Genomic DNA, 17,460 nt, shown 5'->3' with positions numbered 1-17,460 from the left:
TCATATAATTTAATATCTCCAATTATATAAGACTTTTTAAAATCAGAACTGCAAGAGTAAAATAATAAGAGAAATAAAATTAGATATTTCATAATTGTAATAGTTATGACGAATATAATTCTTTTTAAGTTGAAGATAAAATTTTTGAAAAACTCATCATTTTACGCTATTTTCGACGAATTATTTTCAAAATTACAAAACTATAAGTACGCTATGGAAGCAACCAGAATTTTTGATTTACCAAAACGTCAGCTGGAAAAGTTTCCTGATTTATCCATGTTTGTATCCAAACAAAATGGAGAATGGAAACCAATGAAAACCACAACTTTTTTAGAACATGTTGATGCAATCTCAAAAGGATTAATCGCTTGTGGAGTTCAACCAGGTGAAAAAGTGGGATTAATCTCAGAAAATCGTGTCGAATGGAATATGATAGATTATGCGATACAACAAATCGGAGCTGTTGTGGTAGCGATTTATCCGAATATTTCTGACAGCGATTACGAATATATTTTTAGCGATTCGGCTATAAAATTGTGTTTTACAAGTAATCTCGATTTGTATACGCGAATCAATCAACTCAAAACAAAATTGCCTTCATTAGAGCAACTGTACTCGATTGATGAATTTGAAAATACAGAAAGTTGGAATGTTTTAATCGAAAAAGGAAAAACAATTCAACAAGAAGAAATAGACAAACGTGCCGCAAATGTAAAGCACGAAGATTTAGCTTTTTTAATCTATACATCAGGAACAACGGGAAATCCGAAAGGTGTGATGTTGTCGCACAAAAATATTATTGCAGATGTTATGGCTTGCGAATATTCAACACCACTTGATCCTTATGATCGTGCTTTGACCTTTCTTCCTGCTTGTCATGCGTATGAGCGAACAATTCAGTATTTGTATGTGTACATGGGGATTTCGATATATTTTGCAGAATCGATGGAGAAGATTGGCGATAATTTAAAAGAAATTAAACCGCATATGATTACGGCTGTTCCTCGTGTGATTGAAAAAGTTTATGAAAAAATCATGCAAACGGGAGCTCAATTATCAGGTTTTAAGAAATCTATTTTTGATTGGGCTGTAAAAGTTGGCGATGAGTTTGTGTTAGAAGATGATCAGCGTTCTACAATTTATAATTTGAAATTAGCAATTGCCCGAAAATTAGTTTTACACAAATGGTACGAAGGACTTGGTGGCGAATTAAAAGCCATTGTAACGGGAAGTGCAGCGATTCAACAACGAATTGTTCGCGTATTTTTAGCTGCCGAAATTCCAATTTATGAAGGTTATGGATTGACAGAAGCTTCGCCAGTAATTGCGGTGAATTGTTTTCGTCGAGGTAAAAAGATAGGAACTGTTGGACCTCCGTTGAAAGGTGTTGAAGTAAAATTGGCTGATGATGGCGAAATTTTAGTAAAAGGTGATATTGTGATGATGGGTTATCATAATTTACCAGAAAAAACTGCCGAAGAAATCAAAGATGGTTGGTTATATACGGGGGATATTGGCGAATGGGTTGACAATAAATTCTTGAAAATTGTTGACCGTAAAAAAGAAATGTACAAAACTTCGGGAGGAAAATATATTGTTCCACAACAAATCGAAATGAAAATGGTAGAATCGCCATTCATCGAGCAATTGATGGTTGTTGGAGAAGGCGAGAAGTTTCCTGGAGCTTTTGTGGTTCCGAGTTATACAAATCTCAAAAAATGGGCGCAGTCAAATGCTTCTGAAATTGTAAATCTTCCTCATGATGAATTTCAGAAAAGTGATGTTGTCAAAAAGAAATTAGAAGATGAAATCAATCAACTGAATAATCATTTTGGACATTGGGAACAAATCAAAAAGATTGCAATTATTCCAAATGAAATGACCGTAGAAGGTGGAGAATTAACGCCAACGTTAAAATTTAAACGTAAAATTATTTTAGAAAAATACAAGAAACAATACCAAGAAATTTTTGGATAATTAATAAGAGTCTCAGTTTTTTGAGACTCTTTTTTATAACCTTTAATTAAGATTAAAATCTATATTTTTGTAAAAACAAAATCAATTGAATTCAGTTAAAGTTTACGCAAAACAAACAAGCAATTGGGGATTATTATTCGGTAGTCTTTTATTTTTTGCTTGTTCAATTTATTTATTTCTAAACGCCAATCAAGTTAATTCTCCGCAAACTGCAAAAATTTTAAGCGGAGTTTTATTTGTTCCAAGTTTACTATTCATCATCGTTTCAATCAAAAAATTGATGAAAAAACAATTGATTTTATTGATTGATAAAAAAGGAATTGTTTACAAACCTACGGATCATTTGAATTATATTGAATGGGGAAAAATCTTGGAAATTGAAGAACTGAAATTACCTCGTCAACGTGTCATCAATGTAAAAGTTGTTGATGCTGATAAGTTTATCAATAATGAATCTCAAAAATTCCTACAAGCGCGCATGAGATTTTGGAATAAAATATATGGTGCTGTTGTTTCGTTTGACGCAAATACATTAGATAAAAATCACTTCGAAATCATGAATCTTTTTGACGAATTTATGGAAGATTATAAGATTTCTACAGCGTCAAAAAATGATTAATTCGAAAGAATAGACTATTTTTGCAGTATGCAAATCGATTTACTTTATAAAAATTTGGGCATCAAAGATATGAATGCAATGCAACGTTCAGCATTCAAAATGTCCGAAAATCAACGAGATTTAATTCTATTATCACCAACAGGTTCTGGTAAAACATTGGCGTTTTTATTTCCGACTTTAAGAGATTTAAATCCAGATATAAAAGGTGTTCAAACCTTAATTTTAGTTCCTGCTCGTGAATTAGCTTTACAAATCGAAACAGTTTTCAAATCGATGAAATCTGATTATAAAGTAACGTGTTGTTATGGTGGACACAATACAAAAGTTGAGCAAAATACTTTGTTAGAAGCTCCGGCTGTATTAATAGGGACTCCAGGACGTATTGCGTATCATTTGCGTAACGAAAATTTTGATCCTTCAACTGTTCAGACTTTAATTTTAGACGAGTTTGATAAAGCGTTAGAATTAGGTTTTCAAGAAGATATGAGCTTTATTGTTGAGCAACTTTCTGGCTTGAAACAACGTATTTTGACTTCTGCAACAGAAATGGAAAGCATTCCAGAATTTGTCGGATTGAATGACGAAAAAATTGTGAGCTATCTAAAACAAATCGAGGTAAAGCCTGATTTACATATGAAAGTGGTTAACACCATTTCAGAAGAAAAATTGGATACTTTATTTAATTTGATTTGCAAAATTGGAAGCAAACGCATGTTGATTTTCTGTAATCACCGTGATGCTGTCGACCGTATTAGTAATTTGTTGCATGAAAAAGGAATTGCGCGTGAAAGTTTTCATGGTGGAATGGAACAAGACGAACGCGAACGTGCGTTACTGAAATTCAGAAATGATTCGGTTCGAGTTTTAATTACAACAGATTTGGCTGCGCGTGGTTTGGATATTCCAGAAGTAGATTCGATTATTCATTATCAATTACCTGCAAAAGAAGCTGCTTTTATTCACCGTAATGGGCGTACAGCGCGTATGAATGCGAAAGGTTTTGTGTATTTAATTATCAGTAATGAAGAGCATTTTCCTTTTGTTAAAGAAAATTTACCTGTCGAAAATGTAGGAGGAACTTATAAAATTCCAGAACGTACTCCTTACCAAACGATTTATATTTCTGCAGGAAAAAAAGATAAAGTAAACAAGGTTGATATCGTGGGATTTTTATTTAAAAAAGGAAACCTAGAAAAAAATGATGTCGGAATTATCGAAGTAAAAGATACGACTTCTTATGTTGCAATTAACCGAAAAAAAGTTCCTGATTTATTAAAGAAACTAAACGGACAGAAAGTGAAAAATAAGAAAATAAAAATGCAAATTGCTTATTAATTAATAACTTATAAAATATAATTTTATGCTAGTTCACCATGTTTTTTTTTGGTTGAAAGATGATGCAACAAAAGAAGAAATGAATACATTTCACCAAGCTTTGAAAGATTTGAAACCAATTGCTGATTCAACTTTTTTTCATGTAGGAACACCTGCAAATATTGAAAGAGATGTGATAGATGCTTCTTATTCATTCTCGTTGTTCTTAGCTTTTGAAACAATGGAGCAATTTGAAGCTTATCAAAAACATCCGCAACATCTCGAATTTTTGAATGGTCCAAATAAACTAGCAAAACGAGTATTAATCTATGATGCAGATTAAAAGCTCTTTTTGAAATGATTTTCTCTTAACTTTTATTGTTTAGGAGTTTTTTTCGAAAGAGATTTGTAAAGATGAAAAAAACTAAATTTTTCATTCTTTTTTTGTAATTTGCAAATCAAAATCGACGCTTTATACGTCGATTTATTTTGTTAATGACCTAAATTCTTTATTATGAAAAACCTGTCTTTTAAGTATGCCATTATTTTGTCTGTAATTGCATCGTTCAAATATGTTAATGCTCAAGTCGGAATAGGAACGGATAACCCCAGTTCTTCTTCATCTTTAGATATTTCGAGTCAAAATACAGGTGTTTTAATTCCTAGAATTAGTTTGACTACCACCGATTTATCGAGTCCTATAAATAATCCGGAAAATTCTTTGTTAATTTTCAATACAGCTCAAAATGGTTCTGGAAAAAATGCTGTATTCCCTGGATATTATTATTGGTCTAAAAAAGATGAACAAACGGGAGAATGGATTAGATTAAGTCTAAGTCAAGAAGAGCCTTGGCGTATACAAAATACCACCAATGTTGCGACTGCCAACGACCAAAATATCTACCAACAAGGTAAGGTAGCAGTGGGTTTTACAGATACGGATGCTGTATCTGGTAAACAAATGGAGATAAAAGGTGATTTTAAGACAGCTTATGAAAGAGTTGGGCAATCTGTAGGAATCGAAACATCTGGTGCAGTATCAGGTACTCAATCTTTAAATTTGTATAATAGAAATACTCAGATATCGGGTCGTGGAACAACTATTGACATGACGACAAGTAATATTACACTGAGAAGTGGAAGAAGTTCTGTTTTGTGGTCTTCTGTAGGTATTTTGGATAATCGTCTGAATATAGGAGCTCATAATGATGTAGCAAGTCCATCTAGATCACTTCTGAATATTGATTTTAATCCATCGAGTAAGGAAATGACATTATATTCGATTGCTTCAAGTTCTCCAATCCTGACCGGAAATCATTTTAAATCAGAGATTATTTTGGATGGGGCAAGAGGCATCAAATTTAATTTTAATACAAATGGAGCAACTGGTAATGAAGTGAATACAGACAGTTATATGTTTCCTCGTACAATTGGAACAAAAGGTCAAGTACTTGTTGTGGGTGATATCCCATCAGGAGCTTCTTACACCCAGTTAGAATGGAAAAATATCGCGGATTTAAAAAGTGACAGCCACAATAAAATAAACTATTCGAATCAAATTCAAGAGACTGGAAAAAAATGGATGAATGGGGCATCTATTCAAGAACTAACAACTGAAATTATATTAGATAATTCTAAGAATAGTATTGTTCTTCCAAAAGAGCTTGAGCTATCACCTGTTACAAAAATAATTAATGTCCGATTAATTCACCAAGAAAGTACACGCATAGCAAACAATGTTTTAAGTTATAATATGAATGCACGCGAGGTGATTATGGAAGGAGAAACTCTTCCGAAAGGAAAATATTACCTTATACTTGAATTTTTTGAAAATAAATAAGAGAGTAGAACAAAAAATATTACTTTTTTAAATAATCTCAGATTTAATAGTAATTTTTCAATTGATTTAAACGCTTTCGTTAGATGAAAAATTATTCGTTTAGTTATGTTTTTAACATCCTCTTAAAATTCAATCCGAACTCTTTAAAATCTATTCAAAGAAATTGTACTTTTGCATACGATTTCAGAGTTTTGAGATCAATAGAATATAAGCAATGATTATAGAGACAGAAGAAGAGTTAATCGGAATGAAAAAAGTCAGCGAAGCTGTAGCGGTAACTCTGAAAGAGATGAAAGATTATGTGAAACCAGGAATGTCAACCAAAGAATTGGATGATTTTGGAGCAGGAATCATGAAGAAATTTGGATGTAAATCTGCACCCTATGAATCGTATCAATTTCCGGGATATACTTGCTTAAGTGTCAATGAAGAAATTTGTCACGGAATTCCAAGAGCTGATAAAATTTTGAAAGATGGAGATGTTATTAATATTGATGTTTCTGGAGAATTAGGTGGTTTTTGGGCTGATAATGGAGGTTCTATTGTTGTTGGAGAAGATGTAAATGGTTATCAAAAAATTGTTGATGCATCGATTTCTGCACTTCAAAAAGCAATTGCGGCTGTAAAATCTGGCGTTAAAATCGCTGATATTGGTGGAATTATTGAGAAAGAAGCAAAAAAACATCATTATCATGTGATTGAGAATTTAACTGGTCATGGAGTAGGGCGTTCGTTGCACGAAGAACCGTTAGATTTGATGAATTTCAGAGATCCAGATGATAAACGTCGTTTTCGAAAAAATTCGGTTATTGCTTTAGAAACCTTTATTTCTGAAAATTCTTACGAAGCAATTGAACAAGCGGATGGTTGGACGATGATAGGAAATGCTCCTGGCGTTTTTGCGCAACACGAACATACTGTTTTGGTAACTTCTGAAGGTCCTATGATTTTGACGCACATGAATGGTAATTGGTAAAATTATATGAAGAGAAACGAATATATTAAAGTAGACCGCGAAGTGGTCAAAAAAATGAGCGAAGATATTCAGGCTTATTTAACAGAAAATAAGTTGGAACGTGTAAAAACGAAGGACATGATGCCTTTCTTAATAGAAAAAGGATATTTTCCTCACGATCGTAAAAAAGGATATCCTTTACGTCAGATTCTAACTGATTTGAAAAAATCGGAAGAATTACATTTATTACCACAAGCATTTCCAGAATATTTGGAAGTCGAGAATAAAAAAACATCTACCTACTGGTATTTTAGTCCAGTAAAATAATATTAAACACTTCTATTGAAGTGTTTTTTTTATTGCTAACAAATTCAAAATCTTTACTTTTTGGAATATTAATTGATACAATTTGATCGTTTATTAGATGAAAAATCAAGCTTTTTAATTTCTTATCTTATGTCAATGAAATCTCGCTGATGACTGAGCTAAATTTGTCCTATCAAAATAAATAATTAATTAAAAACAATCAAATAATCATTCGTTATGAAAAAATTATTATTCACGTTAATGTTATCAGCAGCTTCAATGTCTGCATTTGCTCAAAATTATACAAATGATAAAGCGCACTCAAAATTAGGCTTTTCTGTTTCTCACATGACAATTTCTGATGTTGAAGGACAATTCCAAAATTTTGATGTTCATTTAAACTTTACAAAAGAAGATTTAAGCGATGCAAAATTTCATGTAGTTGCAGATATCAATTCAATCAATACAGGAATAGAGGCACGTGATAATCATTTAAAATCAGCAGATTTTTTCAATGCAGCAAAAAATTCAAAACTAGAATTCTCTTCAAAAGGAATTACACGTGTTAAAGGAAATCAATTTAAAATGGTTGGTGATTTAACATTAAACGGAGTAACTAAACCAGTAGCATTAAAATTAGTTTACAACGGAAGTATCAACAATAACGGAGTTAAAACGTACGGATTTACAGTAAAAGGAAATGTAAAAAGAAGTGATTTTAATATCGGTGGTAATTTCCCAGAAGCTGTTGTAGGTGATGTTGTTACCTTAACATCTAACTTAGAATTTGCAGCTCCAAAAGCTAAATAATAATAAATAAAATATACTATAAAAATCGTGGATTTCAATACGTTAAAATCTATAACTTCAAGTTTTTCTATAACTGATAAGATGCCAGTTTTATTTTTAGGACATGGCTCTCCGATGAATGCAATCGAAGAAAATATTTTTGTAGAAGGTTGGAAGAATATTGGAAAAACAATCCCAAAACCAAATGCAATTATTTGTATTTCGGCACACTGGGAAACGAAAGGAACTAAAGTTACGGCTTTAGAACAACCCAAAACGATTCACGATTTTTATGGTTTTCCACAAGCTTTATTCGATGTTGAATATCCAGCACCAGGAAGTCCTGAATTGGCTACAGAGATCAAAAATTTAATTAAAACAACAGAAATCGATTTAGACAAAATGTGGGGATTTGACCACGGTTCTTGGAGTGTGATTAAATTTTTGTATCCAGAAGCAGATGTTCCGATGATAGAACTGAGTTTGGATGTTTATAAAACGCCAAAAGAGCATTACGAATTAGCGAAGGAATTAGACGCTTTGCGTAGTAAAGGTGTATTAATAGTAGGAAGTGGGAATGTTGTGCACAATTTGAGAGCGTTAAATTGGAATGAGCCAAATGCTGGTTACGATTGGGCATATGAAGTGAATGATACATTCAAGAATATTGTTCAAACAGGTAATCACGACGAATTGTTCAATTTTGTACAAAAAGGTAGCGCATTTAATCTTGCTGTCCCATCTATGGAACATTATTTGCCAGCTATTTACGCATTAGCATTACAAGGAAAAGAAGAGGAAGTAACACTTTTTAATGATAAACTAATTTATGGATCATTAGGAATGTTATCATTCAAAATAGGATAAATAAATCAATTTAAATAACAAATAAAAACAAAACATTATGGCAACAAAATGGAATTTAGACCCTTCTCACTCAGAAGTTCAATTTAAAGTTAAACACATGGTAATCTCTACAGTAACAGGAAATTTTGATCATTTCAATGCTGATGTAGAAGCTAATTCAGATGATTTTTCTGATGCAAAATTTGAATTTGATGCAAAAGTAGATTCAATCAATACAAAAAATGCAGATCGTGATGGACATTTAAAATCAGCTGATTTCTTTGCTGCTGAGCAATTTCCAGAAATGAAATTTGAAAGTACTTCAGGTATTCAAAACGGAAAAATTAATGGAACTTTAGAAATTCGTGGTGAAAAACAGCCAATTACATTAAATGCAGATTTTGGTGGAGTTATCACTGATCCATGGGGATTACAAAGAGCTGGATTCGAATTTTCAGGAGAAATCAACCGTAAAGATTACGGATTAGGATGGAGCCAAGTAACAGAAGCTGGAGGATTAGTGGTTTCTGATAAAGTAAAATTATTGGTGAATTTAGAGTTTACTCAAGCCCAATAATCATAATTTTTAATAGCAAAAAAACCACTTCAAACGAAGTGGTTTTTTTTGTGTTATTTATTTTTGTTCTCCCAAAAAGTAGCATTTTTAATTCCGATTTCTGTAGGATTAAAATCAGGATTTTTAATTCCTTTTTTACGTTTGTCTTTATAATCTTTCCAGACTTTAAGCCCAACTCCGCTTAATAATAAAATAGCAATAACATTTACCCAAGCCATTAAACCAACACCAATATCTCCAATTGCCCAAGCAGTTTCAGCAGTTTTGATTGTTCCGTAATACGTAGCACCTAAAAAACAAATACGTAAAATCCATACATATACTTTTCTATTTCCTTTCTTGAAAATGTATGTAATATTCGTTTCAGCATAATAGTAATAAGCCATAATCGTTGTAAAAGCAAAGAAAAACAAAGCAATTGCAACAAAACTATTTCCGAATGAAGGGAAATGACTAGAAACAGCAGCTTGCGTAAAACCTGTATAATCCACACCAGGAAGATTTTGAGTAATGAAACTTCCCGCTTTTTCTGGGTGATTCACATTGTATTTTCCTGTAAATAAAATCATAAAAGCAGTTGCTGTACACACAAATAATGTATCGATGTAAACAGAGAAAGCTTGTACCAAACCTTGTTGAGCTGGGTGATTAACTTCCGCTGCCGCTGCCGCGTGAGGAGCAGTTCCTTGACCAGCTTCGTTAGAATAAATTCCACGTTTTATTCCCCAAGCAATTGCAGATCCAAAAACTCCACTATAAAGCGATTCTTGATTGAAAGCTGATGAGAAAATTAATCTTAAAACTGATGGAACTTGATGAATATTCATTCCGATAATAATCATTGCCATTAAGATATAAGCGCCTGCCATAAATGGAACGATAAATTCAGAAGCTTGTCCTAAACGTTTTACACCTCCAAAAATAATCAAGGCTAATAATCCAATAATGATGAATCCTACAATGTTGATTGGAATTCCTACAAAATTATAAATAGGAATATCAAACGCGTTATTCAAAGCAGATGAAATACTATTCGACTGAACGCCTGGTAATAATAATCCACAACTCATAATTGTAATGATTGCAAACAAAACCGCGTACCATTTGATTCCTAAACCTTTTTCGATGTAGTATGAAGGACCTCCACGATATTCTCCATCGATTTCTTGCTTGTAGACCTGTCCTAATGCAGATTCTATGAATGCAGATGCACTTCCTAAAAATGCGATAAACCACATCCAAAAAATTGCTCCAGGGCCTCCCATTGCGATTGCAGTTGCAACACCAACAATGTTTCCAGTTCCGACACGACCAGAAATTGCTAAAGAAAAAGCTTGGAAAGGTGTGATTCCTTTGTCCGATTTTTCGCCACTAAATAGCAAGCGAACCATGTCTTTTATGTAGACTATTTGTAAAAATCCGGTGCGAATAGAGAAGTAAATTCCTGTTAAAGCGCAAAGTCCAATCAAGGCATATGACCAGACGTAGTTACTTATTAGATTGATGATATCATCCATTTGAGTAAAAAATTTTGTTCTTGTGTTTATTTGTGGTGCTAAAATGCTAAAAAAATCTTAATTATAAGATTTAATCTGTTTATTTATTCGAAAAAATAAATACAAGCAAGAATTTTATTCTAAATTTTGAAGATATCTTATTTAAACCTTTAGTTTGATAAAAGGTATGTAATTAGTTAAATATAAATAAAAAAGGTTACAAATTACTGTAACCTTTTTCTGTTTTTTTATTATGATCGAATGATTTTTAGTTTTGCAAAATTTAAGAGTAATTTTTTTTCTCCTGCATTATCAAAATGAATAATTGCTTTCATATCTGATGGTTCTCCTTGCAAATCTTTCACAATTCCTCGTCCAAAACGATCGTGAACAACAACTTGACCAACTTGCAAACCTTGTGCATTTGCTGTTGATGAAGCGTTACTTTTTGTTTGATTTAGTGGTTTGAAATTTGACCTTGGTTGAGCTGGTTCTACACGAGCTCTTGGATTTGGTCTTGCAACTGATTTTTCTCGTTGTTGATAGTTTTGTGGTGTTGGTTCATCTCCAAATAAATCAGCCGATAATCCACTATTATTAGAAGCTCTTGCAGAAATATTAAGATTTTTCCAATCCAAGAAACTATCATCAATTTCTTCTAAGAAACGAGATGGTTCGCAATCGATAATTTTTCCCCAACGAAAACGTGAAACAGAGTAGGTCATATAAGCCACTTTCTCGGCACGTGTCAAGGCAACATAAAATAAACGACGCTCTTCTTCTAACTCAGCGCGCGTGTTAACGCTCATCATAGAAGGGAAAAGATTTTCTTCTAAACCAGCAATAAATACAACAGGGAATTCTAAACCTTTTGCTAAGTGAACAGTCATCAAATTGACCTTATTATCGTCATCTTCTTCGTTATCCGCATCAGTTGCTAAAGCAATATTTTCTAAGAAACCTCCTAAAGAAGCATCTCCTTCGTCTAATTGTTGTTGTTCTTCGACATAACCTTGGATCGAATTTAACAACTCTTGAACGTTCTCTAAGCGAGAAACACCTTCTGGTGTAGAATCTTCTTTCAACGCATTCAACAATTGTGTTGTTTTAGCCATTTCCATTGTTACTTCATATACATCATGTGATTTTAGCATCACTTGGAAACGCTTAATCATCAACACAAAATCATTCAATTTGTTTGATGTTCCTGCATTTATTCCAATGGTTGGAGCATACATCGCAATATTTTCAATCAAAGAAAATAAACTAATTTGATGTTGATCTGCCGCAACCAAAAGTTTTGAAATAGTCGTTTGACCAATTCCACGTGCCGGATAATTGATTGTTCGCAATAAAGCTTCTTCATCATTTTGATTAATCAATAATCGCATATAACCAACCATATCCTTAATCTCTTTGCGTTGATAGAAAGATGTTCCGCCATAAACACGGTACTGAATTCCTCTTTTTCTCAAGGCTTCTTCTAATGCTCGAGATTGAGCATTGGTACGATAAAGAATAGCAAAATCTTTTGGTTGAAGATGTTTATTGATCTGTCTTTCCCAAATCTGAGTTGCAATATAACGTGCTTCATCAGCATCAGAAAGTCCACGATAAACGGCTATTTTCTCACCAGTTTCATTTGCTGTCCAAACATTTTTTTCTAATTGATCTTGATTTTGTTTGATAATCTGATTCGCAGCTTCCACAATCATTTGTGTCGAACGATAATTTTGTTCTAATGGATATAATTTCGCATCAGGATAATCAGATTTGAATGATAAAATATTTCGAATATTTGCACCACGGAAAGCATAGATAGATTGCGCATCATCACCAACCACACAAAGGTTTTCGTAACGAGAAGCCAATGCTTTTACAATCAAATATTGCGAATGATTGGTATCTTGGTACTCATCAACCATAATGTATTTGAAACGTTCTTGATATTTTGCTAAAACCTCAGGAAAACGCGTCAAAATTTCATTGGTACGTAACAATAAATCATCAAAATCCATTGCGCCAGATTTGAAACAACGATCTACATAAGCTCTGTAAATATCGCCCATTCGAGGTCGCATTGCTTCATTATCGGCTTCAATCAAAGCTTGATTGTTATGATAAGCTCTAACTGTAATCAAGTTATTTTTGTATTGAGAAATTCTTCCCAAAACTTGTTTTGCTTTGTAAATATCTTTATCCAAATGCATTTCGTTAATAATCTTTGTCATTACCGAAACTGCATCTTGTTGATCGTAAATTGTAAAATCTGATGGATAACCTAAAAGCGGAGCTTCAACACGTAGAATGCGCGCAAAAACAGAGTGGAAGGTACCCATCCAAAGAGCTTTTGCATTCGCTTCACCAACTACATGTCCGATACGTTCTTTCATTTCTCGGGCAGCTTTATTGGTAAATGTTAAAGACAATATATTGAAAGCATCAACTCCTTTATTTAGTAAATGAGCAATGCGATAAGTTAACACTCTCGTCTTTCCAGAACCCGCACCTGCAATCACCATTACTGGACCTTCGGTAGCTTCTACAGCCAAACGCTGTGGTTCGTTCAGTTTTTCTAAATAATTTTCTTCCATCGTGTGCAAAGTTAACCTTTGTGGTGTAAAGGATAAAATAATTTTGAAAGATTATATATTTTCTTATATAGATGTATTGTTAATTATATGCTGCTATAAAGATTTATTATCAAGAGATAGAAAAAAACGTACGAATTGAAAGCTGTTTCGTTACATTGATAAGGAAATATTCTGTATATTTACACAAATTTTTTATATGACAGACGAATCAGTAAAATCAAGTAATTACGAAATAGTAAAGCAAGTGTTTACGAATTTCTTGGAAGACAATGGACATCGTAAGACACCTGAACGTTATGCTATTTTAGAGGAAATTTATTTTACAGATGATCATTTTGATATTGATATGTTGTATATCAAAATGAAAAATAAGAAATACCGCGTTAGTCGTGCTACTTTATACAATACTATCGAGCTTTTGATGGAAGCTAAATTGGTGCGTAAACATCAGTTTGGAGATCAACAAGCGCATTACGAAAAATCATATTTCGACAAAAATCATGACCATATTATTTTGTCTGATACAGGAGAAGTATTGGAGTTTTGTGATCCAAGAATTCAATCTATTAAACAAACGATAGAAGATATTTTTGATATCAAAATTGATAATCATTCATTGTATTTTTACGGAACTCGTAAGAATAAATAACCTTGATTTTATAAAACCAAAAGACCTTTTACAATTTCGTAAAAGGTCTTTTTTGTTATTTTAATTAGAAAATTGGTCTAACAAATCAAAAGAAGGAACAAAAAATAAAGTTCCAGTTTTGGCTTTACTAAAATCTAATATTCGATCATAGTTTCCGACAGGTTCACCAACAAACATGCGTTCTAACATTTCTTCTACAATGCTAAATTTTCTGGCATAAGCAATAAAATAGGTTCCCATTTCATTTGTCGACATATTTCCAAAAGGCATATTATCACGAACAATTTTTTTGTCATCTCCAACATTTGCTAATGCAGAATGCGAATTCGAAGGTTTTTCATCATCATTCATTTCGATATCATCAACTTTAGATCGTCCAATTACTTTTTCTTGTTCAGAGATTGGTAAATTTTTCCAAGCTTGCATATCATGAATGTATTTTTGCACAAATAAGTAACTTCCATTTGTATAAGCAGAATCTTCATTGCCAATCAAACCAAAATTTATTCTTTCGTTACCTTGTGGATTTTCAGTTCCATCAACAAAACCTAAAATACTACGACCATCCCAATATCTAAAACCATGAATTTCTTCTTGGCAAGTTGCAACATCATTCAATAAATCAGTCAAATTAGAAACAATATCAACGCAATAGCTTTGTTGCGTAGAGCGGATATGAAAATGAATATCGCCTTTTGTAGAAACGGCTTCATGCTTTTCTCCTTTAATGGCAACAAAAGGTTTTAATTCTTTCGGCAAAGGTTTTGGTAAATCTAATTTTATCCAAGCATCGTAACTAATTCCTAAAATAACGCTCGATTGCGTTTTCGGAAAACGTGTATTGGCTGAATGATTGAGATTGATAATTAAAGCGCAAAGCTCTTTGAAAGTATCTTTGTAAGCAGTATTTTCTTTAAAATTCCAAACCATAAAAATAGTATTGGTGTTTGGACTGTCTAATACATTTTGATATTGAGGCATTTAATAGATTTATAAAATTGAATATGAAGTTAAGAATTTTAAAACTGAATTTGATGAATAATCGTTATTTTTTTTTAATCAAATTAAGACTTGAAAATCTATCATATTGATTAAAACATTATGATAATTTTAAGTATTCAAGCATGTTTTAACGTAATAATTAATTTTTAGGACTAAAAAAATAATACTAATTTTGGCTAACACTTTTTTGAAGTGAAATAGAGATTAAATAAAAATAATAAGTAATTGTTAATTAATTATATAGATAGAAATAAAACAGGTTTGAAAGTTGCTTTTTTACTTTCATGTTTTATAACGATAAGTGTTTTTGCGCAACAGAAACCTAAAAAAGAAAAAGTTGTGTTGAAGAATGCTGATTTAGTTGAGCGTTATCCAGATCGTTTTGAAGGAAATGATTTTTTATCAGGTAATGTTGTAATCGAATATAAAGGTGATGTAATTACAGCTGATAGTGCGGTTTTGTATCGTGATAAAAACTTGGCTGTTGTTTGGTCGAATGCTCGTTTGGTGAGCAAAGACAAAACAATTACGGCGCATAAAATGGAGTATGACGGAAACACAACAATTGCAAAAGCTTTCAAAGATGTGGTGTTGACTGATCCAAGTTCTCGTATTACGGCAGATTATATGGATTATAATCGTACAACCGAGATTGCGACTGGTATTGGGAAAGTAGAAGTGAAGACACCTACGCAACAAATCAGTTCTGAGAAAATGATTTACGAGCGATTGACAGGAAATATTATTGTAAATGATACTTACAAAACAATTGGTTCTGATGGAACTTTAGTCGAAGGACGAAATGTTGTGTATAATGTAAAGTCTAAATCGGCAAATTTTGGTTCAGAAGTTTTTATTACGAATAAAGATTATACGATTTATTCGAGAAAAATGACGACGAATGATATTACGGGAATTACAACTTTCCGCGATTATTCTAAAATTACACGTCGAAATGATCCATCACAATATATCATTACTTCGGATGGAGATTTTAATAAAAAAACAGGTGAAGCTTGGTTAAGAGGAAATTCAAAAGTTTATTATCAAAACAAAACGTTGACGGCTAAAAAACTTTATTTCAACGATAAAACAGGTTTTGGTAAAGGTGAAGGCGATGTTTTTTTGGATGATCCATTAGAAAAAAGATTTTTGAAAGGTGATTACGGAGAAGCTTTTAAATACTTAGATTCGGCTTTTGTAACGAAGAACGCGTATGCTGTGAAAGCGTTTGATAAAGATTCGCTTTACATAAGTGCTGATACGTTGTTGGCGGTAAAACGTCACGATGTTGATTCGACTTCATTGGTGAAAGCTTTTCATAAAGCGCGTTTTTACAAATCGAATGCGAACGGAAAAGCAGATTCTTTGGTGTACAATCAAACTAAAGGATTGATGCAATTTTACAAAGATCCAATTTTATTTTCTGGTGATAACCAAGTTACAGGAGATTATATCGAAGCGTATACAAATGCGAAAACAGAAAAATTAGACTCGATGAAAGTGTTTAATAATGCTTTTGTGATTGCTAAAGTGGATTCGCTTGTGGAAAATGAATATCATCAAATCAAAGGAAAATATTTAACTGTTCTTTTTCAGGATGATAAAATTGATTTTATAAATGTAGAAGAAAATGCTGTCGCGTTGACGTACATGGATGATACGGATCAAAAAACGAAAGTGAAAGAACGTTATGGAGTTAATATTTCTTATTGCGGAATTATAGAAGTTGATGTTGTAGGAAAAGATGTTGAATTGGTTGCATGTCGCATAAAATCGGACGGAAAAATGTATCCATTGTCTAAATTTCCTGAAGAAATGCGTTATTTACCCGATTTTAAATGGCGAATTTCTGAACGATTAAACACTTGGCGAGATATTTTTATCGAATCGAAATAATCTTTTCATAAATTAATCGTTTAATTTCTAAAACTATAAATGAAAACTACATCTATCATATTATCTATTCTATTATTATCAAGTTGTTATACATATAAAGCTTTTGATCCTGAGGAGTATGCATTGGAAATGTCTAAAGGTAATAATCAAAATCAAACGACTAACTCTAATGAAAGAAGTCGTTCTAGAGCTGATATTGCTGAATTGAGAAAAGAACGAAAAAGTCCGAATGAAAATGCAATTAGTTCATCTCTTTCAGAAAGTCAAGAAGAATTAGCTGCAATAAAGGTTAAAAAACAAGAGAATAAAGAAGAAAAAGTAGTGATAGATCCTTCTACAATTAAAATTTCGGATGTTATCAAACCCGATCAATTTTATAAAGTAGATGCGCAAGGAAAAGAATATACAATAGAGGCAAAGCAATGGAAAGCTGATACCTTATATGCTGTTGTAAAAGGAACAGAAAAAGAATTGAAGTTTCATAAAAACGATATTTCATCGTTCAAAATAAGAAAATTTTCGAAAGGTAAATCAGATGCTCTTACTGTTGCAGCGTATGCAATGAGCGGTGCAGCTGTACTTTTTTTATTAAAATAA

The 17,460-nt window shown here is 32.4% G+C and carries 16 protein-coding genes; 13 read left to right on the top strand and 3 right to left on the bottom strand.

What is annotated here, in order from left to right:
- Nucleotides 1-213: 213 nt before the first annotated feature.
- From G0Q09_RS03295 to G0Q09_RS03250, 10 genes are all read left to right on the top strand, one after another.
- On the top strand, nt 214-1,977 hold the full coding sequence (locus G0Q09_RS03295) for an AMP-dependent synthetase/ligase (protein WP_219033957.1): 1,764 nt from the start codon (nt 214-216) through the stop codon (nt 1,975-1,977).
- An 85-nt stretch (nt 1,978-2,062) separates the two neighbouring features.
- On the top strand, nt 2,063-2,596 hold the full coding sequence (locus G0Q09_RS03290) for an STM3941 family protein (RefSeq protein ID WP_180906720.1): 534 nt from the start codon (nt 2,063-2,065) through the stop codon (nt 2,594-2,596).
- Nucleotides 2,597-2,623: 27 nt separating this feature from the next.
- Nucleotides 2,624-3,931, top strand: coding sequence for a DEAD/DEAH box helicase (locus G0Q09_RS03285; protein WP_219033956.1), 1,308 nt, complete (start codon nt 2,624-2,626; stop codon nt 3,929-3,931).
- 25 nt (nt 3,932-3,956) lie between these two features.
- Entirely contained in the window at nt 3,957-4,253 is a 297-nt protein-coding gene (locus G0Q09_RS03280; protein WP_219033955.1) for a Dabb family protein, read from the top strand.
- A gap of 171 nt (nt 4,254-4,424) precedes the next feature.
- On the top strand, nt 4,425-5,750 hold the full coding sequence (locus G0Q09_RS03275; protein WP_219033954.1) for a phage tail-like protein: 1,326 nt from the start codon (nt 4,425-4,427) through the stop codon (nt 5,748-5,750).
- A 214-nt stretch (nt 5,751-5,964) separates the two neighbouring features.
- Complete coding sequence (gene map, locus G0Q09_RS03270) at nt 5,965-6,726, top strand: type I methionyl aminopeptidase (RefSeq protein WP_219033953.1); 762 nt, start codon at nt 5,965-5,967, stop codon at nt 6,724-6,726.
- Nucleotides 6,727-6,732: 6 nt separating this feature from the next.
- Entirely contained in the window at nt 6,733-7,032 is a 300-nt protein-coding gene (locus tag G0Q09_RS03265) for a hypothetical protein (protein WP_038331664.1), read from the top strand.
- A 216-nt stretch (nt 7,033-7,248) separates the two neighbouring features.
- Nucleotides 7,249-7,821, top strand: coding sequence for a YceI family protein (locus G0Q09_RS03260; RefSeq protein ID WP_180906725.1), 573 nt, complete (start codon nt 7,249-7,251; stop codon nt 7,819-7,821).
- A 27-nt stretch (nt 7,822-7,848) separates the two neighbouring features.
- Entirely contained in the window at nt 7,849-8,667 is an 819-nt protein-coding gene (gene ygiD, locus G0Q09_RS03255; protein WP_219033952.1) for a 4,5-DOPA-extradiol-dioxygenase, read from the top strand.
- A gap of 37 nt (nt 8,668-8,704) precedes the next feature.
- Entirely contained in the window at nt 8,705-9,223 is a 519-nt protein-coding gene (locus G0Q09_RS03250) for a YceI family protein (protein ID WP_125350085.1), read from the top strand.
- A 53-nt stretch (nt 9,224-9,276) separates the two neighbouring features.
- Here G0Q09_RS03250 and G0Q09_RS03245 read toward each other — a convergent pair whose 3' ends face one another.
- Entirely contained in the window at nt 9,277-10,740 is a 1,464-nt protein-coding gene (locus G0Q09_RS03245; protein WP_219033951.1) for an alanine/glycine:cation symporter family protein, read from the bottom strand.
- A gap of 230 nt (nt 10,741-10,970) precedes the next feature.
- Nucleotides 10,971-13,313: an ATP-dependent helicase gene (locus G0Q09_RS03240; RefSeq protein ID WP_219033950.1), complete on the bottom strand. Its 2,343-nt coding sequence runs from the start codon at nt 13,311-13,313 to the stop codon at nt 10,971-10,973.
- 196 nt (nt 13,314-13,509) lie between these two features.
- Here G0Q09_RS03240 and G0Q09_RS03235 point away from each other — a divergent pair, with 196 nt between their 5' ends.
- On the top strand, nt 13,510-13,962 hold the full coding sequence (locus G0Q09_RS03235; RefSeq protein ID WP_038331681.1) for a Fur family transcriptional regulator: 453 nt from the start codon (nt 13,510-13,512) through the stop codon (nt 13,960-13,962).
- 60 nt (nt 13,963-14,022) lie between these two features.
- Here G0Q09_RS03235 and G0Q09_RS03230 read toward each other — a convergent pair whose 3' ends face one another.
- Nucleotides 14,023-14,943: a Dyp-type peroxidase gene (locus G0Q09_RS03230; RefSeq protein ID WP_219033949.1), complete on the bottom strand. Its 921-nt coding sequence runs from the start codon at nt 14,941-14,943 to the stop codon at nt 14,023-14,025.
- A 246-nt stretch (nt 14,944-15,189) separates the two neighbouring features.
- On the opposite strand from G0Q09_RS03230, the gene G0Q09_RS03225 reads away from it, so the two are divergent.
- Nucleotides 15,190-16,863, top strand: a complete 1,674-nt coding sequence (locus G0Q09_RS03225) for an OstA-like protein (protein ID WP_257468044.1) — start codon at nt 15,190-15,192, stop codon at nt 16,861-16,863.
- A 39-nt stretch (nt 16,864-16,902) separates the two neighbouring features.
- Nucleotides 16,903-17,460 (top strand): hypothetical protein, encoded by a 558-nt coding sequence (locus tag G0Q09_RS03220; protein WP_219033948.1) that lies wholly within the window; start codon nt 16,903-16,905, stop codon nt 17,458-17,460.

The organism is Empedobacter falsenii, assembly GCF_019308355.1.
Lineage (GTDB): Bacteria > Bacteroidota > Bacteroidia > Flavobacteriales > Weeksellaceae > Empedobacter > Empedobacter falsenii_B.
This window is presented reverse-complemented; position numbering and strand designations above follow the sequence as displayed.

Coding starts and splice junctions, on each gene's coding strand:
- G0Q09_RS03250 (WP_125350085.1), top strand. CDS start 8,705: ATGGCAACAAAATGGAATTTAGACCCTTCTCACTCAGAAGTTCAATTT.
- G0Q09_RS03265 (WP_038331664.1), top strand. CDS start 6,733: ATGAAGAGAAACGAATATATTAAAGTAGACCGCGAAGTGGTCAAAAAA.
- G0Q09_RS03260 (WP_180906725.1), top strand. CDS start 7,249: ATGAAAAAATTATTATTCACGTTAATGTTATCAGCAGCTTCAATGTCT.
- G0Q09_RS03220 (WP_219033948.1), top strand. CDS start 16,903: ATGAAAACTACATCTATCATATTATCTATTCTATTATTATCAAGTTGT.
- map (WP_219033953.1), top strand. CDS start 5,965: ATGATTATAGAGACAGAAGAAGAGTTAATCGGAATGAAAAAAGTCAGC.
- G0Q09_RS03295 (WP_219033957.1), top strand. CDS start 214: ATGGAAGCAACCAGAATTTTTGATTTACCAAAACGTCAGCTGGAAAAG.
- G0Q09_RS03280 (WP_219033955.1), top strand. CDS start 3,957: ATGCTAGTTCACCATGTTTTTTTTTGGTTGAAAGATGATGCAACAAAA.
- G0Q09_RS03245 (WP_219033951.1), bottom strand. CDS start 10,740: ATGGATGATATCATCAATCTAATAAGTAACTACGTCTGGTCATATGCC.
- G0Q09_RS03240 (WP_219033950.1), bottom strand. CDS start 13,313: ATGGAAGAAAATTATTTAGAAAAACTGAACGAACCACAGCGTTTGGCT.
- G0Q09_RS03275 (WP_219033954.1), top strand. CDS start 4,425: ATGAAAAACCTGTCTTTTAAGTATGCCATTATTTTGTCTGTAATTGCA.
- G0Q09_RS03285 (WP_219033956.1), top strand. CDS start 2,624: ATGCAAATCGATTTACTTTATAAAAATTTGGGCATCAAAGATATGAAT.
- G0Q09_RS03230 (WP_219033949.1), bottom strand. CDS start 14,943: ATGCCTCAATATCAAAATGTATTAGACAGTCCAAACACCAATACTATT.
- G0Q09_RS03235 (WP_038331681.1), top strand. CDS start 13,510: ATGACAGACGAATCAGTAAAATCAAGTAATTACGAAATAGTAAAGCAA.